Source organism: Acetobacterium fimetarium (assembly GCF_014284475.1).
GTDB lineage: Bacteria > Bacillota > Clostridia > Eubacteriales > Eubacteriaceae > Acetobacterium > Acetobacterium fimetarium.
Map to the genome: position 1 here is coordinate 38,150 of NZ_WJBC01000012.1, position 23,913 is coordinate 62,062.

General features: G+C 44.7%; 16 protein-coding genes, 1 tRNA gene and 1 riboswitch. Of the genes, 15 read left to right on the plus strand and 2 right to left on the minus strand.

Annotated elements, in window-relative coordinates; genetic code table 11:
• Window positions 1-33: 33 nt before the first annotated feature.
• The 10 genes from GH808_RS09330 (at window position 34) to GH808_RS09375 (ending at window position 16,462) form a co-directional block, all read left to right on the plus strand.
• Window positions 34-627 carry a type IV toxin-antitoxin system AbiEi family antitoxin domain-containing protein gene (locus tag GH808_RS09330; RefSeq protein WP_186842516.1) on the plus strand — a complete coding sequence of 198 codons (594 nt, stop codon included), beginning with the start codon at window positions 34-36 and terminating at the stop codon, window positions 625-627.
• Complete coding sequence (locus GH808_RS09335; RefSeq protein ID WP_186842517.1) at window positions 624-1,469, plus strand: nucleotidyl transferase AbiEii/AbiGii toxin family protein; 846 nt, start codon at window positions 624-626, stop codon at window positions 1,467-1,469. The genes GH808_RS09330 and GH808_RS09335 overlap by 4 nt, the downstream gene beginning before the upstream one ends.
• A 78-nt stretch (window positions 1,470-1,547) precedes the next feature.
• Window positions 1,548-4,094, plus strand: coding sequence for a BREX-1 system phosphatase PglZ type A (pglZ, locus tag GH808_RS09340; protein ID WP_186842518.1), 2,547 nt, complete (start codon window positions 1,548-1,550; stop codon window positions 4,092-4,094).
• A 36-nt stretch (window positions 4,095-4,130) separates the two neighbouring features.
• On the plus strand, window positions 4,131-6,194 hold the full coding sequence (gene brxL, locus GH808_RS09345) for a protease Lon-related BREX system protein BrxL (protein ID WP_186842519.1): 2,064 nt from the start codon (window positions 4,131-4,133) through the stop codon (window positions 6,192-6,194).
• A 108-nt stretch (window positions 6,195-6,302) separates the two neighbouring features.
• Window positions 6,303-7,316 (plus strand): helix-turn-helix transcriptional regulator, encoded by a 1,014-nt coding sequence (locus tag GH808_RS09350; protein ID WP_186842520.1) that lies wholly within the window; start codon window positions 6,303-6,305, stop codon window positions 7,314-7,316.
• Window positions 7,317-7,425: 109 nt separating this feature from the next.
• Window positions 7,426-10,260: a PD-(D/E)XK nuclease family protein gene (locus GH808_RS15635; protein ID WP_186842521.1), complete on the plus strand. Its 2,835-nt coding sequence runs from the start codon at window positions 7,426-7,428 to the stop codon at window positions 10,258-10,260.
• Between the two features lie 2 nt (window positions 10,261-10,262).
• Entirely contained in the window at window positions 10,263-13,850 is a 3,588-nt protein-coding gene (locus tag GH808_RS09360) for a UvrD-helicase domain-containing protein (protein WP_186842522.1), read from the plus strand.
• 197 nt (window positions 13,851-14,047) lie between these two features.
• Window positions 14,048-15,352 (plus strand): ATP-binding protein, encoded by a 1,305-nt coding sequence (locus GH808_RS09365; RefSeq protein WP_186842523.1) that lies wholly within the window; start codon window positions 14,048-14,050, stop codon window positions 15,350-15,352.
• A gap of 182 nt (window positions 15,353-15,534) precedes the next feature.
• Window positions 15,535-16,131: a type IV toxin-antitoxin system AbiEi family antitoxin domain-containing protein gene (locus tag GH808_RS09370; protein WP_186842524.1), complete on the plus strand. Its 597-nt coding sequence runs from the start codon at window positions 15,535-15,537 to the stop codon at window positions 16,129-16,131.
• Between the two features lie 28 nt (window positions 16,132-16,159).
• On the plus strand, window positions 16,160-16,462 hold the full coding sequence (locus GH808_RS09375) for a nucleotidyl transferase AbiEii/AbiGii toxin family protein (protein ID WP_311135775.1): 303 nt from the start codon (window positions 16,160-16,162) through the stop codon (window positions 16,460-16,462).
• Between the two features lie 109 nt (window positions 16,463-16,571).
• Here GH808_RS09375 and GH808_RS09380 read toward each other — a convergent pair whose 3' ends face one another.
• Together GH808_RS09380 and GH808_RS09385 are read right to left on the minus strand one after the other, a co-directional pair.
• Complete coding sequence (locus GH808_RS09380; RefSeq protein ID WP_186842526.1) at window positions 16,572-18,428, minus strand: ABC transporter ATP-binding protein; 1,857 nt, start codon at window positions 18,426-18,428, stop codon at window positions 16,572-16,574.
• Window positions 18,425-20,164 carry an ABC transporter ATP-binding protein gene (locus GH808_RS09385; protein ID WP_186842527.1) on the minus strand — a complete coding sequence of 580 codons (1,740 nt, stop codon included), beginning with the start codon at window positions 20,162-20,164 and terminating at the stop codon, window positions 18,425-18,427. The genes GH808_RS09380 and GH808_RS09385 overlap by 4 nt, the downstream gene beginning before the upstream one ends.
• 354 nt (window positions 20,165-20,518) lie before the next feature.
• Between GH808_RS09385 and GH808_RS09390 the strand changes: the two genes are divergently transcribed.
• From GH808_RS09390 to GH808_RS09410, 5 genes are all read left to right on the plus strand, one after another.
• A tRNA-Val gene (locus GH808_RS09390) sits at window positions 20,519-20,594 on the plus strand.
• A gap of 156 nt (window positions 20,595-20,750) precedes the next feature.
• Window positions 20,751-21,005, plus strand: a complete 255-nt coding sequence (locus GH808_RS09395; protein WP_186842528.1) for a TfoX/Sxy family protein — start codon at window positions 20,751-20,753, stop codon at window positions 21,003-21,005.
• An 80-nt stretch (window positions 21,006-21,085) separates the two neighbouring features.
• Window positions 21,086-21,913: a deoxyribonuclease IV gene (locus tag GH808_RS09400; RefSeq protein WP_186842529.1), complete on the plus strand. Its 828-nt coding sequence runs from the start codon at window positions 21,086-21,088 to the stop codon at window positions 21,911-21,913.
• Window positions 21,914-21,962: 49 nt separating this feature from the next.
• A riboswitch (molybdenum cofactor riboswitch) is annotated at window positions 21,963-22,092 on the plus strand.
• A 124-nt stretch (window positions 22,093-22,216) separates the two neighbouring features.
• A complete protein-coding gene (locus GH808_RS09405) occupies window positions 22,217-23,425 on the plus strand; it encodes a molybdopterin molybdotransferase MoeA (RefSeq protein ID WP_186842530.1) in 1,209 nt (402 codons plus the stop codon).
• A 14-nt stretch (window positions 23,426-23,439) separates the two neighbouring features.
• Window positions 23,440-23,883: an MOSC domain-containing protein gene (locus GH808_RS09410; protein ID WP_243166172.1), complete on the plus strand. Its 444-nt coding sequence runs from the start codon at window positions 23,440-23,442 to the stop codon at window positions 23,881-23,883.
• Window positions 23,884-23,913: the final 30 nt, after the last annotated feature.

A 23,913-nucleotide genomic window follows, 5' to 3' on the forward strand; every position in this document is an offset into this window, starting at 1 on the left:
GTTTATAATATTAGTGCGAAAGGAAGTGGAATAATGAAACAATACGAACAGCTGGACAAATTGATCGCCGATTATGGCGGAGTCATTCAAACTTACCAGGTTGTTGCTGAAGGCATTTCTAAACCTACTTTTTATAATTATGTCAAAGTGAGAAAATTGGAGCAGGTAGCCCATGGGGTCTATGTTTTAAGGGATGCATGGACAGATTCGCTGTACCTGATCCATCTTCGCTGTGAGCAAGCAATTTTTTCTCATGAAACCGCCTTGTTCTTTCATGATTTGACGGATCGGGAACCGGCGCCTTATTCGATTACGGTTAAGACAGGTTATAATCCCACTCGCCTGAAAGCCGATGGAATCCACGTTTATACGGTTAAATCGGAGCTTCATCCGGTGGGTCGCACCACTGCGCAGACATCCTTTGGGCATACAGTTCCAATTTATGATATGGAAAGAACCATCTGTGATTTGATCCGCAGCCGAAAAGGGATTGAAATCCAAATTTTTCAAGAGGCAATGAAGCAATATGTCCGACGCAAAGATAAGGATCTGCGAACACTGATACAGTATGCAGCCCTGTTTCGGGTTGAAAAAATCTTGAGGCAATATCTGGAGGTGCTGTTATGATTAAGACATCAAAACAATTAAAGGATTTGATCCGAAACCTTTCAAAAAAGAAAGCTGCGGATGCCCAGATGCTGATGCGTCATTATATGATGGAACGCTTTCTGGAGCGAATATCCCTTTCTGAATATAAAGACCAATTCATTTTGAAGGGCGGAATTCTGGTGACGGCGATGATCGGGTTGAATGCACGGTCGACTATGGATTTAGATGCCACGGTCAAAGGTATCAACGTGAATCCTGAAGACGTTGAGCAGATCATTGTTTCGATTGCCTCAGTTCCCTTGGATGATGGGGTATCTTTCCGTATCAAGAGCATTGGTGAGATAATGGATGAAGCTGAGTATCCGGGCATCCGGGTTAGTCTGGAGACAAAATTCGATGGTGTAATCACACCGTTTAAGGTTGATATATCCACAGGCGACATCATTACGCCCAGAGAAGTCCGTTATCAACTAAAACTGATGCTGGAAGAACGTGCGATTGATATATGGGCTTATAATCTTGAGACGATTCTGGCCGAAAAGTTGGAAACCATTATTTCCCGTAACACCACCAATACACGGATGAGAGATTTTTACGACATCCATAGTCTGCTTCAATTGTATGGTGAAAACCTGAATCCGACAGTTTTCAACCAGGCACTGATGGCAACTGCAAACAAGCGTGGTACAGGTCATTACTTAAAAGATATACCGGTGATTGTTGATGAAGTGGAAAACAGTGAGGTCATGGCGAATCTTTGGAGGGCTTATCAAAAGAAGTTTTTTTATGCCTCAGAGATTACCTGGGAGACAATCATGGAATCCGTTCGAAACTGTATGCGATTGGTTAAGATAGGATGAAGATTATGGATCGTGCTAGAAAATGAAAGATATCAATAAGGTTAGACTAGCGAGCAAATTTATAATGGAGGACACCACATGGCAGAACTGAATTTAAAACAAATCACCGATAAACTCAACGCTGAATTTTCCGGAGAAAACCGGAAGTTGGTTTTCTGGTACGATGATCATGGGGATTTTGCGACTGAAATCGAGACATTAGAGCTTACCGGCGCGAAGCTGTATCGGCTGGCGCCGGATAATCAGTTTCAGACAAAATACTTTCTGGAGCGGGTGGATACGGTCACCAGCTATCTGGTTTATGCACCCTTTCCCCGGCCTCCGGTGCGGGATAATCATCTGGAGGATACCATCCGTTATTCTAAGGTTTTTCATGCCGACCGGGTGTCCCTGCTGACCGTCGATCTGGGTATTGATGAGAAGTACAAACCGGTAATCCAGAAATATATCAAATTCTTTTCGGCCCGGGAACGGACCCAGCGGTTTTATGATCTTGAGATTGAGAACTTTACCCGGGAAACCATTGAAGTGGCGCTTATGAGTGTGCTCTGTAAAACCCGGACCGCTTCGTTTGAAGAGGTGGTGCGGGTTGTTTTAATGGATGAAAGCGTTTCTGAAAATAGTTCTGAAGACAACCGTTTTGATCAAAATAAGATGCTGGGTGAGTTTGAAAAGTACGATCTGCTCATACCGTTCTGGGGGCTTTGCGAGGAACACTTTGGTTACAACGATGTGACTCCAAACCTCGAAAAGCTGGTCGTGACCCTATTTGTTACCTATACTGCCCGATATCTCCAAGCCGATCTGCCGGAAGGCTTAAAAAGCTTTGTGAGCTATAAGTCCGGGAATATTATCGCTTTTCTTGACAGTCTGATGAACAACGTCCTTTATCGTGAAAAGTACGATGATTTGTCGGCCTATGTGGCCAGGGGACTCAATGCCGGTGCCGTGTTTAAGGGCTATGATCCCGGGGCTTTAATGGCCTGTGATACATTTGCTGTTATCGATCGGGTTATCATTGCCTGGATAATCGAGCGTCTGCTGGCAGAGGATACCGGGGCAAAGCTTTCGGATCTCACCATTCCGGCGATCTGTGAAGAACGCCAGAAAAAACATTTTGCTGATGTCTTTAACACCAGCTATGGACTCTTTAACCATGCTTATTATCTGATTATTAGCGCCAACTATCAGTGCCAAAACAATTTTAAAAGCGTCGTCGATCGGTATCTGGAGGCCGACTACAGGATTGATGGTCATTACCGGAAATTCTATTATTATTTTGATCAGCTCAGTGAGACCGTCGGTTTTGAGAAGCTTCGGGATCTGGTTGAGAACATCTATACCAACGAATACCTGACCAAGGTAATGATCGGCTGGAATGACGCCCTGGTTAGTGAAGGCTTGCCAGCAGGTTTGCCGCTGCAGCGAAGGTTTTACGAACAGTTGATCAGACCGATCAAGGATAAGCTGGTGGTGATCATCTCGGATGCCCTGCGCTATGAGGTGGGACATGAACTGTTTTTAAAACTTCAGGATGATGAAAAGTGTACCGCCAGACTGTCGGGCATGTTAGGGGTATTACCCTCTTATACCCGGCTGGGAATGGCGGCTTTGCTTCCCCATAAGACGCTGACCATCTCTGATGATTATAAGGTACTGGTGGATGGGTGCACCGCTGATGATCTGAAACAGCGGGAAACAATTCTAAAAAGCTATGTTCCCAACAGCCGGTGCGTTCAGTTTGATGAAATCCGGGCCATGAAAAAGGCCGAGCTTCGGGATGTCTTTACCGGCATGGATGTGGTTTATATCTATCATAACCAGATTGATGCCCGGGGGGATAAGCAAAACACCGAAAATGAGGTGTTTACCGCTTGTGAAGAAGCCATCAACGAGATCCACGGGCTGATCAAGCGCTTGTCAGTCAACGCCAACACCTATCATTTTATGGTTACCGCCGATCACGGATTTATCTACAAACGGGATAAGCTTCAGGAAAGCGACAAGATCTCGAATGGCGCCGGTAAGGATGCCTTGGTCAATCGCCGTTTTATTATCCATCAACAGGCGCTGTCCGGGGATGGCATTGCTTCGATGCCGACGGGGAAGATCATGGGTAATGATGACACCAAAACCGTGTCCTTCCCGGTGAGTTCCAACGTCTTTAAGGTGGCTGGCGGTGGACAGAATTTTGTCCATGGGGGATCGTCACCCCAGGAAATGATCATCCCGGTTATTGATGTCAAAACCGAAAAAGGCCGGATTGAAACCCGGCCGGCCCAGATCATGCTGGTGAGCATGGTTCAGAAGATTAACAACCTGATTGTTTTTCTCGAGTTTATGCAGTCGGAACCGGTGGGGGACGGTATCGTCGCAACCAGTTACCGGATTTACTTTATCTCGGAAGACAATGAGAAAATCTCTAACGAACAGAGCTATACGGCGGATAATAAAGATGACAACGCCCAACAGCGGATTTTCCGGTTGCAGTTCTCGTTTAAAAACAAACAGTATGATAAATCAAAACAATATTATCTGGTGGCTATTGATGAGAAAAATGGCGTGGAAGTGCTTCGGCATGGAGTAGCCATGGATCTGGCCTTTGCCAATGATTTTGGGTTTTAGATGTCTTTTAGTGGATAGGGATAGGATGGTGTGACCATGAGCGAAATCAATCAGGAAGTTGGGACAAATCAGGAACAAGTGCTTAAAAAACTCCAGACTTGTTTTGCGGGAAAAATTGTCCGGAAAGATTTAACCAAGAAAATCAAAGAAGGTGCCAACGTGCCGGTTTATGTGCTGGAGTACCTGTTGGGGATGTATTGTTCATCCATGGATGAAGAGGAAATTGAAGCCGGGGTTGTGAATGTGAAACAGATCCTGGCGGAAAATTATGTCAGGCCGGATGAAGCCCAGAAGATTATTTCCAAACTCCGGGAAAAGGGCAGTTATACGGTTATTGATCGAATTGGGGTGCAACTTAATTACAAACTTGATATCTACGAGGCGGAGTTTTCCAATCTGGGCATTAAAAACGTGCCGATTGCCGAGAAATATGCATCGGAATTTGAACGGCTTTTATGTGGAGGGATCTGGTGTATTGTCCAGATGGAATATTTTTATGACGAAGGCGACAAAAACCGCTGTCCCTTTGTGATTCGCAACCTGACCCCGATCCAGATGCCCAGCCTGGATATGGATGAGGTCAAGGCTGGTCGTGAGCAATTTACCAAAGAGGAATGGATTGATGTAATCCTCCGGTCCACCGGTATGGAACCCGATCAGTTCAGCCCCCGGGTGAAATGGCTCCATTTGGCTCGGCTGATGCCTTTGATTGAAAATAACCTCAACCTCTGCGAACTGGGACCAAGAGGGACCGGGAAATCCCATGTTTATAAGGAAATCTCACCCAATAGCATTCTGGTATCCGGCGGACAAACCACCGTGGCCAATCTCTTCTACAACATGAGCAACCGCACCGTTGGACTGGTGGGAATGTGGGACTGTGTGGCCTTTGACGAGGTTGCCGGGATCCGCTTTAAGGATAAAGATGGCATCCAGATTATGAAAGACTATATGGCCTCTGGATCCTTCAGCCGTGGTAAAGAAGAAAAGACGGCCTTGGCGTCCATGGTTTTTGTGGGGAATATCAATCAGAGTGTCGATGTCTTATTGAAAACCTCCCATCTCTTTGATCCTTTTCCCCCGGAAATGAACAGTGACAGTGCGTTCTTTGACCGGATGCATTGCTATCTGCCGGGATGGGAGATCCCCAAATACCGCCCCCAGTTTTTCACCGATAGCTATGGCTTTATCACCGATTACCTGTCGGCCTTTATGCGGGAACTCAGGAAGATATCCTATGCCGATGCTTTTGACAAGTATTTTAAACTGGGGAATAACCTGAACCAGCGGGATGTGATTGGGGTGCGCAAAATGGTATCGGCTCTAGTCAAACTGATTTATCCCCATGGCCAGTTTGATAAGGAAGATGTCCTGGAGATCCTCCGCTTTGCCCTGGAAATGCGAAGAAGGGTAAAGGAGCAGTTAAAGCGTATTGGCGGGATGGAGTTTTATGATATCAATTTTTCCTATATCGACAACGAAACTTTTATTGAAGACTTTGTGCCGGTACCGGAACAGGGTGGCGGTAAGCTGATCCCCGAAGGAATCAATAAGGCCGGTCATGTCTATACCATTTCCAGAGGCCGGTCGGGCATGATCGGGGCTTATAAAATTGAAACCGAAATGACCACTGGTTCCGGAAAATTTATCTGTACTGGGATTGGTAGTGCCCGAGAAGCGAAAGAGGCATCGGATACCGCCTATCGTTATTTAAAGGCCAATAGCAAATCGATCAGCGGTCAGATTTCAACCCTCACTAAAGATTATATGCTCCACGTCCAGGATCTCAACGGGGTGGGGATGACCAGTAGTCTTTCTCTATCAGCCCTAATTGCCCTCTGCTCGGCGGCGTTGAATAAACCAGCCGTCCCAAGTCTGGCCATTCTGGGAAACCTCAGTATTGGAGGAACATTGACCAAGGTGGAGGAACTTGCCAATATTCTGCAGGTTTGTCTGGACTCCGGGGCCAAGAAGGTGCTGATCCCTATCGTTTCAGCCGGTGATATGGGGTCGGTACCTCCGGAACTGATGGGTAAGTTTAATTTGATCTTTTATCAGAGCCCGGAGGATGCGGTGTTTAAGGCGCTGGGGGTGGAGTAGTGGAAAGAAAGGAAAAGAAGCCAAACCGAAAAAATACAGGCCAGTGATACCAATATAGTCATGGGTATTTTGTTATAATGCTCTAAGAAAAACGATAAGGAGGTTTGCATGGAAAAAACAAAAATGAAACTCTTACGGGTCCTGGATATTCTCAAAGAAACAGATGAAAATCATCCGCTGACAGCCAACGAAATTTGTGAAAAACTTCAATCATATGGGATCGAAGCAGAGCGCAAGTCAGTTTGCCGGGATATCAATACATTAAAAGAGTATTACAATAATGAAAGTGATTATGGATACGAGATAGAATTATCGGATGACAACCGGAAAGGCTATTACATGTGTAGTCGGAGTTTTGAGGATTGGGAGCTGAAAATCCTCATTGATGCAGTCTGGCAAGCCCGGTTTTTAACTGAGAAGAAATCAGAATCTCTGGCCAAGCGGTTGAGACTGCTGGCCAGTTTAGAAAGCAGAAAAGTTCTGCAAAATGTAACGCCGGTAAAATCCTATGTTAAAACCAATAAACTTAAGGTCGCCGAACACATTGATATGCTGTTGATCGCCATTCGAAAAGGACGGAAAGTAAAGTTTCAATATGAATATACGGATACGAATTTGGATCGACAGGTTAAGTTTGATGGAAAAGAATATCTGGTCAATCCCTATTCCTTGAAATGGCGTGGAGACCGCTATTATCTGATTGGGAATTATGATAAGTATGATAATTTATCCTTCTATCGACTCGATCGAATTGTCAATTTTTCGATTACTGATATTCCGGTAAAACCAGCCAAAGAAGTGGTCGGTGATAACCCATCTAACAAAATCGAAGAATATGTTGCTAAAAGTCTCTATAATTTTGGTGGAGAGAAGATACACGTAGTTTTAAGAGTGAAACCAAATATGGTAGATGAACTGATCGACTATTTTGGCGAAAACATCGAGTTTAAACAAAATGGCTCGGATGAGTATGATGTCAGAGTTGCTGTCAATGATGGTGATGGTCTATATTTCTGGCTTTTGCAATATGGAGAAAATGTAAAGGTTGTTTCGCCAGTTCAGGTTCGTGAGGAACTGTTGAAACGGACACAAAAGATCAAAGAACTTTATGCAAATGATTAATTAAGAATAGAACAGATTTAGATTGCAAAAGTGAATAATTGTTTACTGATGAAAGATTGAGAAACAAAAAAATAATTCATGTCATTAAATTGAGTTGGAGGAAATGTCCGTGAAATCAGCTTTAACATTTAACCAGTTTGTGAAAGATAATCCATTTGTAAAGAAAATGCTCATTGTTCCTAATTATACGGTGGGTGAACAATACATAAGACAGGCAAATGATCAGGGGATTCCCTGTATCAATCTGGAATGCAAAACCATTTATGATTTGGCTTTGGGTATTTGTCAAGTTCAGACCGCTTTAGATGGTGAAGAACTGAAGCTGATTAATCAGGACGTTGCCACCAATCTGATGATGGATATCATGCAGGATCAATTGCATCAACTGAGGTATTTTGTCAATCCGGAGTGGATTGATATTCCCACCGCCAGCGAACTGATCCATCAAATCGATGAGATCCGGATAATGGATGCCCAGGATGTGTTGAAGACCAAGGCGGATTCACCAAAATTAATGGATTTGACGATTATATTGGAAGCTTATGAAAATCGGTTAAAGAAAGACACCTTGGTGGATTATGTTAGCCTTTTAATAATGGCCATTGATCTGATTAAAAATGAAGCCGGTTTTAAAAATAGCAAGTTTGGTATTTTTGCCAATACCAATGCCATTGGCGTGGAGCGGGCATTGATCACTGCCCTTGCCGGAGCAGATATCGAAATTATCCAAACACCCCGGATTGAAGGCATCGATCGGCCAGAAACCTTTTATTCCCGAGTACCTGAATCCTTTGAAGCGGGAAACGATCTGGCCGGGATCTATGGGGCAGAAAGTCAGCCGATCAAGCAACCAGCCATCGATTTTTTCCGATCCTATGGCCAGGTCAATGAATTCAAATATGTAGCCCAGGATATTCTGGAAAAAGGTTATGCCTTTGGCGATGTTCAGGTTGTTTTCACCCATTATTCCTACGCCCTTTTACTTCATAATTATGCTCAATCAATCGGTCTAAACCTAAGTCTGCCCGGAGGGATCCCCGGATATCACAGTGAAATCTACGCTTTTATACGAGACCTCTTCACATTTGCAAGAAACGGATATTTTGAAGAGGACTTGAAATCTGTTTTACATAATCGTTCATTAAAACTGGCAACCAATAAGAAATCAAATCGACGGCTTTTCGAAGACTTTAAAATCGAAGGGGTCGGTTTTGGCCGTAGCCGATATCAAAAAGTAATTGAGAAATTTGAGACCTTCCAGGATTCCGAGGATGAAACGGAACGGGATTATTTTGTGTTTGGAGAATTCTTAAGCAAGTTATTGTCACTATTTCCGGAAGATCTGTCGAAAGCGGTTAAATTGAAAGGTTTTATCCTTGGCATCGCCGGTTTTTTATCAGATTATTGTACGAAAGATAACCTGAATGGGGACTATCAACGGGAGTGCCAGCAGGCTGTAACCGCGTTGATTGATTTTGCAGAATTTTCGACCATCGCAATGAGTGCCGGGAGTGCCATGAATCAAATCCAGGTGCTAATCGAAGCATTATCGGTTCAATCAAGCCGGGAAGCAGAAGACGCGATTCTCTGTACCAGTTTTTCAACGGCGGGCGTTATTACCCGACCCTATGTTTATGTGATCGGTCTTGATGCCGATCGCTTTCCCCTTAAAGCAAACGAATCATCGGTTTTATTAGATCAGGAACGGCAGAATTTGGGATTAACCTTTGGGATGTCCACCAGTGTCGAAAAAAACAGTATCTATAGACTGCTGGAGAGTCTCGCCGGAAAGATCAAACGGGTAGTGTTTGGTTATAACTATTTTGATACGGTGGGGATTAAAGAAAAGAATGCATCTTCTTTTTATAATCGCTTGCTGGAAATTCAGCAGGTTGATAAGAAATCTTTAGAGAAAAGCGGTTTCATTGGTGCGAGTAAAAATATTCTGGAAGAAAAAGAATATTATCTTTTTGCCACGAAAGCCCAATCCGAACAACCGACAATGGGGACAATTAAGCGCCGAGGTTATGATCTGGGGTATCAGATGAAATCTTCAGATCAGGGTCTCGGTTCACTTTCGGCCAGCAGTATTATGAGGTTTCTTGATTGTCCAAGACAATATTTTTACCGATATCGTTGCAATCTGACACCGCCAGAAACGGTAGAATATGATCGATCTGTCTGGTTGGATCATCAGAAAAAAGGGATCTTTATGCATAAGGTGTTGGAGGACTATGTGGCAACCGTCATCGTTGGAAATAAAGAGCAAGAATTCAAGGTCACGGCATTTGCTGACATTTACCAAAAGAATTGTGATGAGATGCGAGAAAGGGTGCCCTATCTATCCCGGACGGCCTATGAAATGCAACGCCATCGCTGTCAGGAAGACGCCAGAGGTTGTCTGATCCAACTGTGTGATGAAATGAAAACACAGCGCTTTGTGCCGGTTGCCACCGAACTGACTTTTGGGATGCACCTGGCCGATCCTGTGGCGATCAAGTTAAATGATGGTAATACCCTGGCTTTAAAAGGCTCAATCGATCGGGTTGATGCACTCGTTGATGGTACCTATCGGATTGTTGATTACAAGACTGGTAAGTTTGCCCCGATGCAAAAAAAGCGGGAACTAGGTTTTGATGCTTTTATTCAGGATTATGTTTATGCCATCGTTCTTGAAACCATTTATTCAGATAAATCTTCGGAAGTATCGGAAAGTCGGTATGATTTTCCCTGCGATCGCAACGCCCATTTAATAACGGAAATCAACCAAACATCAAAAATGGCAGTGATGGACACATTAAATGGGATTGCCGATGATATCTGTAGTGGAAATTATGGGCGCTGTTCCGTAGATCCGGATAAGTATATCAATTGGGAAACAACCTGTGGTTATTGTAATTATGGGACATTATGTCAGGCTGAAGCCTGTGCCTGGGAGGTTTGACAATGGAAGATAAAAACAGATCGCAAATACTGAATGATTTTACTCCCAATATTCTAATCGAGGCCGGGGCCGGATCGGGCAAGACCACCATCCTGGTTAACCGGATCTTGAACCAAATCAAAAATACCGAGATTACCTTAGATAAAATGGTAGCGATCACCTTTACCGAAAAAGCGGCCATCGGACTACAGGAGCGCTTTCAGGTAAATTTGTTCAAAGCCCATACCCAGGCAGAGGGGGAGCAAAAAGAAAAACTTAAAAGAGCCATTGAAGATATGGATAAGATTCACATCTCGACGATTCATTCCTTTTGCAGTAGCATGCTCAAAGAAATGCCCTTTGAAGCAGGGCTTAGCCTAGATTTTACAATTGTCCGGGATGATCAGGATGCAGTATTTAAAAAAGGTCTATTTGCTCAGTTTTGTGAAAATGATCAAACCGCCTTTGATCCAGAAATCAGTGAAATAAAGTCGCGAATGGGGGAAGTGGGTATTAATCCCGATATTCTGGAAGATACCTTTTATGCCATCTGCGAAAAAGATGGCATCAACTGGGTCTATGATCAGGATATCTTAGAAAAGGATTCCCAGGACTTTTTCTTAAAGGCCCGACAAATCTTAAAACAGGTTTGTGAGGTTTTAAATAAACAGGATGATCCAGCCATTGGGTTCACTGAGATTGAACTGAAGCGTGGTGGTGCCCTGAGGGACGATGAAACCCCGGTAATTAAAGATGAAACCCGTTCAGTGTATAAATGGTTTACACAACAAGAGCAGGCAAAAGCGAGACCCTCTTCAGATTGCATGGGAATGCTCGAAAAGCTCGATGCGAAAATGAATATTTGTGCGGGCAGAAATGATAAAAATAAAAATTATAACCCGGCGCTTTTGAAAACCGGTAAAGGTGTAAATGATAGACTGAAGAAAGATTATGAATTGGATCAAGTCTGTGCAGAATTAAAAGAGGATTACTCATGCTATCGACATGCCTTGTGTATGCGGTTTTTAATGGGAGCGATCAACTATTTTAATGCTGAAAAAAAGAAAGAAAAAAAACTGACCTATAAGGATTTGCTGGTATTGGCCAGGGATATGATCAAGCAGTCTGAAACAGCCCGGCAGTTTTTCAGTCGTAAATATACCTGCTTCTATATTGATGAATTTCAGGATACCGATCCCATTCAGACCGAGCTGATCTTCTATCTGGCTTGCCGGGAGACGACCTTGCCGGAAAACTGGGAAGACTGCCAATTAAAAGATGGCACGCTTTGTATGGTCGGTGATCCCAAACAGTCCATCTTTGCTTTTACTGGAGCCGATATCAAGCTCTATAACCGGGTCAAGGAAAAAATGCAACAGGACAGCAACTCCAGGGTCTACGGATTACAGCGAAATTATCGCTCAAACAGGCAGATCTGCGACTGGGTTGAAAACAGCTATTCGAAAAAATTAAGCGGGTTTGGTTTCCCGGATCAAACCGAAGCAGGAACCAGTCAGGCAATTTTTGAAGGTATGACCACCTTGACACCAGAGTGTGTTGGCGATCATCAGACGTTAAAGGGTGTTTATCGGTACCAGTTAGGGGAGGGAACAAAGGATGAATTGATTGAACGGGATGCCCCTTATATCGCTGAACTGATTGCCGGTTTAATTGCGAATCAGGCTCAGATCAGTCGTTATGATACTGCGACTAAGACCACAGCGACCCGAGCCGTTACCCCAGGTGATTTTATGATTATTACCTGGTTTACAACCTCGATGCCGCAGTACATCAATGCCTTGAAAGAAAAAGGAATTCCTGTTTCAGTGGCGGGGAAAATTGAGACAAAGGCTCTGGAAGAGGTTAACAACCTGGTGCTGTTGCTGAGCTATCTGGATGACTACCGAAACAGCTATCGGTTAGCTTTGGTTCTCGAAAAACTATTTGCCTGTCACCTGGAGGCGGACCAGCGGTTTACTTATCATCATATCATCTGGAATGAAGCGGCGGTTCAAGCACTAGTCGATATCCGCATCAAAGAGAGTCTGCTTCAGATTCGGAAACTTTTATTACTGATTAACCAGGTTCCTCCGATGGTGGTGGTTGAAACCGTGGTCAATGATTTTAAAACGATTATGGCAAATAAAAACTATGATGTCATCACCCTGAATTCCGCCATGGGAAATGTGGAACAGCTATTGGAAGTGGTTCGGGCTGAACCCTATTCGACTTTCTCAGATATTTTTGCAAGGTTACAAAGTCTCACCGAAAATACCCTGGATCGGGAAATGTCAATCACCGATCTGATTGAAGAAGACGGCGAGTACAATGCTGTTCGAATCATGAATCTCCACAAAGCCAAAGGACTTGAAGCTAATGTGATCATCCTGGCGGATCCTTCAACCGGGGTTTCCGGCTTCAACGACACGATGCTCTTTATCGAGGAAGACGGCATTAAAAAGGGATTTGTCATCCCGAAAGATAAATATGGCAGTTACATTGGAAAGCCAGATGGTTGGGATGATGCCAAGGCCATATCGGACGCCTTAAAAAGGGAAGAACATCTCCGGTTGCTTTATGTGGCCTCCACCCGGGCTAAAGAAGCGCTCATTGTTGCATCCGGGGATCGCATCGATAGCCGGGGGAAAGTTGCAAGGAATACGGCCTGGAAAGAGCTGGAACCCTTGATTGCATGTCCCCAGGAAACAAAGCAGATCTGTGACGGGATACTGGATTATCCCGGGGTGGCTGAGAATATTATCAATCATGAAAAAGATCAACCAAAGCATTGGGGGATTGTGGATACCCATAGCGAATTTATAAAGCATCAATCGGCTTTTGAATCCTGCTGTGAAGAGGCTCAAAAACCAGTGGCCGGGCACATAAATCCCAGTAAGTTCTTAAATCATCTGGCTTCCAATTGCGATGAAGATGCGGAGCCACTTAGTGAGCAGGAAAGTGTTAACAAACCGCTTCGGGGGAACCTCTACGGGATTATCATTCATAAACTGTTTCAGCTATTGGTTGATGGCAGATATTCTAAAATTGCTGATCTTTCAGAAGTCGAGCTTGAAATGATCATGAAGAAATCGATCCTGGCGGGTCTGGAAAGTGAACAGCTAACGAAAAAACAGTGCGATCTGTTAAAAATCGACCTATCAATTGAATTGGCACCGTTTATTGAGCAGTTAAGCGCTGTTTATGATGCGCTTCACGAAGATTTGCGGTTAAAAGCTGAAAATCTTTGTCAAGATCAGCTCTTCTGGAATCGGATTCATCAGGCTGATGCTGTTTATACTGAACTGCCATTCCAGTTGCAGGTGAAATCAGAAAAGGCATCAGAGTTGATTGATCTTTTGAATTTAGCAGAAGTGGAAAAAACAAAACCACTTTATATGCGTGGGATCATCGATCTGGTGATTGTTAAAGGAAATGACTATACCATTATCGATTATAAAACCAATGCCAGGGGAGAGATAGAAGATCTGGATAAATTTAAACAGAATTTAGAGGCTATCTACAAACCTCAGCTTGATTTGTATGAGCTGGCACTAAAGGAAATGGTTGGCGAAAAAAATGTGGAAGCGAAAATTTACAGTTTGTACAATTAGGCTGAAAAATGCAACTGATGATATAAGAAACCAATTGAGAAGACTATTATGCAAATTTATTCTGCGGATATGCAAAGCTGTTTTTAAGTTGTCACACCATATATACAAGTATTCATTGTAAAAAATGTTGACTTGCTACGAATATTCGTCGTAATATATGTTAAGATGGATTGGAACACTAAAATGAGGTGATAAAAATGGAACGACTGGCAATGGAACAGCTAAATAAATGGAAGATAAAGAAAAACAAAAAGCCTCTGATTATTCGAGGGGCCCGGCAGGTCGGTAAAACCTGGTTGATGAAAAACTTTGGAGAGAAAACCTATGATCACGTTGTTTATATCAATTTTGATAATAATCAGCAGATGCAGGATCTGTTTGAAGCCAATATGAAAATTGAACGGATAATTACCGGTCTGGAACTTTATTCAGGCAATAAGATCGATCCCCAAAATACCCTGCTTATTTTTGATGAAATACAGGAAGTGCCCAAGGCATTGACTGCCTTAAAGTATTTTAATGAAAATGCACCGGAATATCAAATTATTTGTGCCGGTTCATTACTGGGGGTTGCCTTGCACCAGGGGACATCATTCCCGGTCGGTAAGGTAGAATTTCTTGACCTCTATCCTTTGTCCTTTACAGAATTTATGAAAGCTATGGGAAAAGATCAATTTGTTGAACTCATCGAAAAAGGCGATTATGAGCTGGCGAACACTTTTAAACAGGAATACATTGATTTGCTCAAATATTACTATTTTGTTGGTGGGATGCCGGAAGTCGTTGTCAACTTTGCAGATAATCAGGATTTTAATGAGGCAAGAGAGATACAGCAGCGAATCCTGACCGCCTATGAGCAGGATTTTTCGAAGCATGCACCAAATGAAATGATCCCGCGCATCCGGATGTTATGGAATAATATTCCGTCCCAACTCACCAAAGAAAACAAGAAGTTTATCTATGGACTGATCAAGGAAGGGTCCCGCGCGAAAGACTATGAAATGGCAATGTTCTGGCTGACGGATTGTGGTTTAGTTCACAAAGTACAACGAGTAACAACACCAGGTCTGCCATTAAAGGCATATGAAGACTTAAAGGCCTTCAAACTGTTTATGTTAGACGTTGGTTTACTATCCTGTATGGTTAGACTGAATCAAAGCGTTCTGCTTGATGGAAATGATCTGTTCAAAGAGTTTAAAGGGGCTTTGACAGAGCAATATGTTCTCCAGCAGTTAAAGACGCTAGAGGGCATTGAAACCTATTACTGGACAAATGATCGGGGGAGTGCTGAGATCGATTTTCTTGTTGATAATGGAAGCAATGTGTTTCCCATTGAGGTTAAGGCTGAAACCAATTTGAAAGCTAAAAGCTTAAGAACCTATCATGAAAAATTCAGTCCCAAAGTATCAATTCGTACGGCAATGACGGATTATAAACAGGAAGATTGGCTGATTAATTTGCCTTTGTGGGCAATCAACACATTACAAATGAAGTTATCTTAAATAAAACACAAGAGCACTAGATTAATCTAGATTTTTATTTTAACACCAATATTTTTAATGTAACAGATGAGATGTTACATTAGAAATATTGGTGTTAGATTTAAGAAAGAACAATTAAAGTTTGTCTTTATTGTTCGTATAAACTATAATACATACGAACGATAAAGACAAGGGGTGGTCGCATGACGGATAAAGAAATGATTCTGGACTCTTTAAATAAGAATAATGGTGTGATTGAGACGAAACATTTTGCAGAGCGGGGGATTGATAATAAGGTCTTCCGGCGATTAGAGCTGGAAGGCAGAATAGAGCGAATCAGCAAAGGGATTTATATTGATGCACAACAAATGGTGGATGATTATTTAATCATGCAGTATCGCTGTAAAAGAGGAATTTTCTCACATGAAACGGCGTTATTTCTCCATGATTTATCCGATCGGTCACCGTTGAAACTGATGATGACCATTCCCACCGGTTATAATACCCGGTTATTGAAAATGGACGATCGCTATCAATTTTTTTATATGAAAAAAGAATTTCATGAAATTGGTAAAATGAATGTGCAGTCGCCATATGGTCATACGATTACAGTTTATGATAAAGAGCGAACCATCTGCGATTGCCTGAAAAAAAAGGATAAGCTGGATACCGATCTTGTTTTAACGGCAGTCCGGCAGTACATGCGTGATCCAGAGAGAGATTTTATTAAACTTCAGTCGTATGCAGATGTTTTTAAGATTTCATCCCTGGTACATCAATACATGGAGGTGTTAGCATGATCATCAATAGTCCCAGACAACTGAAAAGATAGAATCAATATTGGTAAGAAATATCTCCAATACCAGAGCTAGAGACTATTATGATCTTTATATTCTCATTAAGCTCAACAACTCAGTGTTGGATCGGGATGAACTGAAAGTAGCGATCAGGAAAAAAGCTGAAGAAAGAGACAGCACCAAGTATTTAGATAATTACGTTGTTTATCTGGATAGTATTTTCGAAAGTCAGGAACTCCGTAAAATCTGGAATGACTACAGCAAGAAATATTCGTACGCAGAAAATATTGAATTCGATCAGATCATTAAAACGATTCGAGATTTATTGACATAATTCCTTAAAGTATTTTAATGAAAATGCACCGGAACATCAAATTGTCTGTGCTGGTTCATTGCTGGAGGTGGCATTGCACCAGTCCGGCCGGCATAGATTATTTAACTGTTTACACCGCCAGATTATTGAACTGACTGTTGTACAAATCGGCGTAGAAGGTATCGGCGGCCAGCAATTCCTGATGGGTTCCCTTTTCCACAATGGTGCCGTTTTTCATGACCAGAATCAGATCGGATGATTTGATGGTGGAAAGCCGGTGGGCGATGACAAAACTGGTTTTTCCCTTCATACTCTGAACCATGGCTTTCTGCACTTCCAATTCGGTTTTGGTGTCAACACTGGAAGTCGCTTCATCCAGAATCATCAGGGCGGGATTGGCCAGCATCGCTCGCGCAATCGTCAACAGCTGCATCTGCCCCTGGGAGATTTCACCATCATCATTGGCGATCACCGTATCATAACCTTCCGACAAGGTTCTGATAAAATGATCGCATCGTGCCGCTTTGGCAGCCTGAATGATTTCCTCCCGGGTGGCATCCATTTTTCCGTAAGCAATATTTTCGGCGATGGTGCCTTTAAAAAGCCAAGAATCCTGAAGGACCATACCAACCATGCGTCGGAGCCCGCTTTTGGAAAGCTCCTTGATATCAATGCCATCAACTTTAATCCTGCCGCCGTTGAGCTCGTAGAATCGCATCAGCAGATTAACCAGGGTGGTCTTGCCGGCACCGGTAGGCCCAACGATGGCAACCATCTCATTCGGTTTTACGGTAAAGCTCACATCCTGCATCAAGATGTCCCCCGGATGATAACCAAAGCGGACATGTTCAAATGAAACGGCCCCGTCCGGATTGGCAATCTGCTTAGGTGAGCTGATTTCAGGCACTTCTTCCGCGGCATCCAGAAATTCAAAAACCCGTTCAGCTGATGCTAATGCGGCCTGCATGGAATTAACAAAATAAGACGACTGGGTAATGGGGTCGGCAATCTGGTTGACATACTGTAAAAATGCCTGAACGGTGCCGATCGTCATGGTGCCATTAATGGCAAAGATGCCTCCGACAATGGCGGTCACCACAAAACTGAGCTGAGTGAGAAAGCGAATCGCCGGATAGATGGCATAGATGACAAATTGTGATTTTTTGTTGGCTTGATATTGCCGGTTGCTTAATTCCCGCTCGGTTTGAATAATCTGCTGCTGTTGGTTAAAGCTTTTAATAATCAGGTTCCCGGTGTAATATTCTTCAATCTTACCATTGAGTTCCCCTAAAACGACCTGATTTTCATAGAAAACAGCATGCGTTTTTCCGGAAATCCATTTGGTGGCAAAAACGCTCAGCGACATGGTTGATATGATGATCACGGCCATGATCGGGCTTAGGGCGAACATGATGACAACACTGAAAACAATATTGCACACAGCATTGACAAACTGCAACGTCCCGGTTTTTAAAATCTCGGCAATCTTATCGGGATCATTGGTGGTTCGGCTTAAAATATCGCCGGTTTCATTGGCATCATAATAATGCAGCGGCAGCTTTGTAATCTTTTCACTTATTTTCTCCCGTAGCGATAAAGCCAGCTTTTCGCCAACACTCGCCATGGTGTATTCCTGAAGAAATGAGAAGGATGCCCCAATCAGATAAGCCAAGCTTAATAATATCAGCGGTAGTCCCAGCATTTCTGCCAGTTTTTGATAACTGCCCCCAATCCCATAATCGGTGACACCCTTAATGAGCAGATCCAGCGCCTTGCCCATAAGGATCGGGGTGATGGCAAACAGCCCGCTGCTGACCACTGCCGCCACCAGAATAATTATCAAGGCCGCTTTTTGTTCGAGCAGCAGCCCCATTAATCGTTTGGCAGCGGCCTTGGAATTCTTGGGTAGATCTTCCATTTCAGGGACATCGGCGGGAGATACCGCTTTCTGATTTTCGTTTTTAGTTTTTTCACGTTGCTTTTTCATAAGCTGTCGGCCTCCTTTTCGGTGAGCTGAGAAGCGACGATTTCCTGATAGACAGCACAGGTCTTCAGGAGGTCGCCATGTTTGCCGATCCCGGCCATCCTGCCGGAATCCAGCACGATGATCTGATCCGCATCCATAATGGTACTGATCCGTTGGGCAATGATCACGACCGCCGCGTCGGCTATTTCCTTTTTCAGGGCTTTTCTGAGTACCGCATCGGTTTTAAAATCCAGGGCGGAAAAGCTGTCATCAAAAATATAGACCGGGGCTTTTTTTACCAGAGCCCGGGCAATACACAAGCGTTGCTTTTGTCCCCCGGAAAAATTCGTGCCACCCTGGGCTACCGTGCTTTCATAACCATCTTCCAGCTCAGTAATGAAGGCATCGGCCTGGGCTGTTTTAGCCGCATATTCCAGTTCTGCTGCAGTTGCTTCGCTGTTTCCCATATGCAGATTCGCGGCGATGGTGCCGCCAAAGAGAATGGCCTTCTGGGGCACATAGCTGATTCTTTCCCGGAGCTGATGCTGGGTCATCCGGCGGATGTCCGTTCCCTCCAGAGTGATCCGGCCGCTGCCCACATCGTAGAGCCGCAGCATCAGACTGGCAATGGTGCTCTTGCCCGATCCGGTTCCTCCGATGATGGCGGTGGTTTTCCCCTGCTCGCAGGTAAAGCTGATGTCCGCCAAGACCGACTCTTCGGCGCCCCGATAGGAAAAGCTGACCTGATCAAAGACAATTTTTTCCGGGTTGTTCGGGTTCCCCGATACCGCCTGCTCGTTGTCATCGGCTATTTCGGGAATCGTATCCAAGACCTCCTCGGTTCGATCCAGGCAGGCTTTCATTTTCGGCAGCATCACCATCACCATGGAAGACATTATCAGTGCGATCAGCAGCAGAATGGTATATTCAGAAACCGCTGTAATACCGCCAATCTGAATTTCGCCATTGAGCACCAGAAAGCTGCCAAACCATAACACAGCGACCATACTGATCCCCACGACTGTCCAGATCAGGGGACTGAAGACGGCGAAGGTCTTATTTAAATGAATGACATTATCGGCATAATTCAAAAAGGCATCGTCGGTTCGCTTTCTTTCATATTCCGAATTGTCAAAGGCCCGAATCACCCGGACACCGGTAATGGATTCACCCATAATGCGATTGATGGTGTCCAGCCGTTTTTGAATGGTTTGGGATATCGGACTCGCTTTTCTGAAGATAAAATAAAGGGCAATCATAAAAATGGCCATGGCAATAACGGGAATCGCGACGAGTGACGGACTCACGGCAATGGTCATAATAATGGCGGTCACAGCAATAATGGGGGCGGGCAACACCATTTGGGTAAACATAATAACGGTCTGCTGGATCACTGTAATATCGCTGGTTGCCCGGGTAATCATCGAAGCGGTGCTGAAGCGGTTAAAATCACGAATCGACAATATCTGGGTTTTATCAAAAATCCGATCCCTCAGGTATTTTCCTGAGAGTGCGGCCAAGTCGGCACACAGATAGCTGGCCCATAAGGAGATAAGGGCTGAAACGCCCACCGCGGCCAACATCTGCAAACCCAATGCCACTATCGCCAGCAGATCTTTTTTGATGATGCCATCGTCAATGATTTTTGCCGCAAAGTAGGGTACGGCCAACATACTGAACGACTGGATCACCGTTGCCAGGATAATTAAAAACAACATTCCTTTCTTTTCTTTTAAAAATTGGATCAGGTACTTCATTTATGATTCCTCCGGACTTGCTGTGAATTTGCGAATTGTTATATTTATCATAAACGATACACTACCTGTTTCGTCAAGTGTTTTATGACAGGTTGGCGGAGAAAAGCAAAAAACGGAAAATGAATCTTGAGTCTTTCTTAAGATTCATGAAAATTCAGACTAATTCAAGGATTTATACGTATCATTCTAGATAAGGAAAGTCCTGGACAGCTTTTCTCACTTTACTATTTCTTGGCAGCGGCTCCGAGCGGGTCGCTGCTTTGCATTTGACCTGAGACCGTATCGCGGCGGGAACAGTTTTCAAAATCCTTTACTTTTTGAAGGAAATGATATAAAATTAAAAGCAATAAAAGTGATCTCGTAGCTCAGCTGGGAGAGCATTACCTTCACACGGTAGGGGTCGATGGTTCAAGTCCATTCGGGATCACCATTTTTTATATTTAATATTATCCGGCGATAGGTGCCGGCTTTTTTATGCCCAAAAACATCAGCTGAAAAAGCGCAAGTTGTCATTTTTACATATTGCAAATGCGAACCGATCAGTTTAAGATTAACAGTAAATACTAAAGAATATGCAGGTGTGAAAATGGGAGAATTATCAAAGCTGCCAAATATCGGCAAAGAAATCGAGCGACAGCTCAATCAGGTGGGAATCGAAACAGCGGAGCAGCTGAGAGAAACCGGAAGCCGGGCGGCGTGGCTGAAAATCCACGCGATTGATCTTTCGGCTTGCATTAACCGCCTCTACGGTCTGGAAGGCGCCATCCGGGGTATTAAAAAGAGCGAACTGCCGGCGGCAGTAAAGGCGGAGTTGAAGGAATTCTATAATTCAAATAAGTAGGAAATAAATAATCGTTAAATGTGCCGGTAAGAGCATTACCCCCGTTTGAGATTATGAAAATCTGGTCAGGAGAAATAATCATGTTGACAATTGGACCACACCTTTCGATCGCAGGTGGATATAAAAAAGCCGGTAAGGAGGCCGTCAGTCTCGGCGCCAATACCTTTCAGTTTTTTACGCGCAACCCGCGAGGCGGAAAGGCCAAAGCCCTTGATCCGGCTGATGTGGAGGGGCTCACCGCAATCATGCAGGCCAACGGTTTTGGCGAATTGCTGGCGCATGCGCCCTACACGCTGAATATGTGCTCGGCCACACCGGCCACCCGGGATTTCGCCAGGATGGCGTTCAAGGAAGACCTGCTGCGTCTGGAGCAGCTGCCTTGCCGGCTCTATAATTTTCATCCGGGCAGCCACACCGGTCAGGGCGTTGCTGCCGGTATTCGATGGATCGTGGATATGCTCAACGATGAGTTGTGGCCCCAGCAGAAAACGACGGTGCTGCTGGAAACCATGTCGGGAAAGGGAACCGAGATCGGCCGTAACTTTGAGGAACTCAGAGCCATCATCGATGGGGTCGAATTGCAGGATAAAATTGCGGTCTGTCTGGATACCTGCCACGTTTATTCTGCCGGTTATGATCTCGTTGGAAACCTTGAAGCGGTTCTGACGGAATTCGACCGGATCATTGGGCTTTCCCGCCTCAGATGTGTGCACCTGAATGACAGCATGATGCCATTCGGCAGCAACAAGGACCGGCATGAAAAAATCGGCTTCGGAACGCTGGGAATCGATACCTTCGAAAGAATTGTCACCCATCCGCAGCTCAGGGAGCTGCCCTTTTTTCTGGAAACGCCCCAGGAAAATACGCTTGACTATAAAAAGGAAATCGATCTGCTGCGGTTATTTTAGTGAGAATATCCCGTTGACACCGCATCAGCGTATTGTTATAATTTAGACAATTAAAAATAAACTCCGAGCAAAAGTGTCTAAGAATTATTTTATGATACTGCGCCAAAGCGTGTGAGCTTTCGGGTTATGCTGGAAACGGGATGGCCTTCTGTCTGAAAAGGAGCAAGATTTCACAAGCGTGTGACTTGTGTTGATAAGCGTGCTTCTTTGCTGCGCCTTGCCTTCTTTTCTGCGAAATCCAGGCAGGTTTTTTTTTATAATTTTACAGCAAAAAAGTCAAGGAAAGAAAAGAGGAGTATGCTTATGTTAAAAGGCATTGAATTAACGGAAGCGGTGAAAATCATCACTGAAAACGTTCCCCAAATAGAGGAAAAGGAAACGATCGGCATTCTGGATTCACTGTCCGGAGTGGCGGCTGAGGATGTGTTTGCCCCCATCGACAACCCGCCGTTTGACCGGTCACCGCTGGATGGGTACGCCCTGATAGCGGAGGACACCACCGGGGCGAGCCGGGAAAACCCGGTCAAGCTGACGGTCGTCGGAAAGCTCTACGCGGGGGATGCCAGTGCTTTTGAGTTAAAACCGAACCAGGCCGTTCGGATTATGACCGGAGCCATGATTCCCCAAGGTGCCAACTGCGTGATCCGCCAGGAGGCAACCGATTACGGTACGGAGACCGTTGCCATTTACCAGTCGTTGAAAGCCTATGAAAACTACTGTTACAGCGGTGAGGATTTCAAAAAAGGCACTAAACTGATCTCAAAGGGTGAAAAACTCAATTTTGTTCATATCGGTCTACTGGCCAGCATGGGTTTCACGACGGTGAGCGTCTACCGCAAGCCCCGGATTGCATTGCTTGTTACGGGGGAAGAACTGTTTGTGCCGGGGCTGTTGCTGGAGCAGGGAAAAATCTACAACAGCAATCTGTTTCTGCTGGCAGCCCGACTCAAAGAGCTTTCAATCACTCCGGTTTATCTCCAGCAGACCGGTGACGATGTCGATGTGGTTGCCGAGAAGGTCAGACAGGCATTGGCTGTCTCCGATGCGGTCATCACAACCGGCGGGGTTTCCGTCGGAGAAAAGGATATTTTTCACGAGGTGCTGCCAAAGCTTGGCGTCGACCGGAAATTCTGGAAGGTTAATTTGAAACCCGGAACCCCGGCGATGTTTTCAACCCTGGAAAACAAACCGATCCTGAATCTGTCGGGCAATCCGTTTGCGGCGCTGGCGACCTTTGAACTGCTGGCCAGACCGATGCTCGGCAAAATATCGCGGGACACTTCGATGTTCACAAGCGAAACAACCGGCATCATGGACAGCGATTTTCCGAAAAAGAGCAAGGGAAAACGCTTCATCCGGGCGATTTATGACGAGGGCAGAGTGAAACTGCCGGCGGGCGGGCATGCCTCGGGAATGGTCGCATCGCTGAAGGGCTGCAACTGCATGGTCGAAATTGAAGCGGGAAACCCGGGAATGAAAAAAGGGGATCAGGCAAAGGTTATTTTATTATAAAAGATGGAGGAAAAATGATGGAAGTCAGAGGAAAAATAACGGGAATCTGCACGAGTGTTGATACGGGAACACCGAAGCGCAATATTCATCAGGCGAATCTGATCAGAAATTTCGGCGTTGAAGGCGATGGCCATGGCGGCCCTCACACGGACAGACAGGTCAGTCTGTTGTCCTATGAAACGATTCAGGCATTCATCGGAAAGGACGCCGAAGTACAGGAAGGCGCCTTCGGGGAGAATCTGGTGGTGCAGGGAATTGATTTTTCGAATTATCCGGTCGGCACCCAGTTCCGATCCGGGGATGTGATTCTGAGGATCACCCATAAAGGGAAGGAATGCGAAGTCTGCGAAATGGACAAAACCGCGGGCGACTGCCTGATGCAGAAGGCAGGCATTTTCTGCCGAGTGGTGATGGGCGGCATTCTGACCGAAGGGGATTATCTTCATCTGGAAGACTGACAAGCGGCGATTTGCCTTTGGGATTGAGAA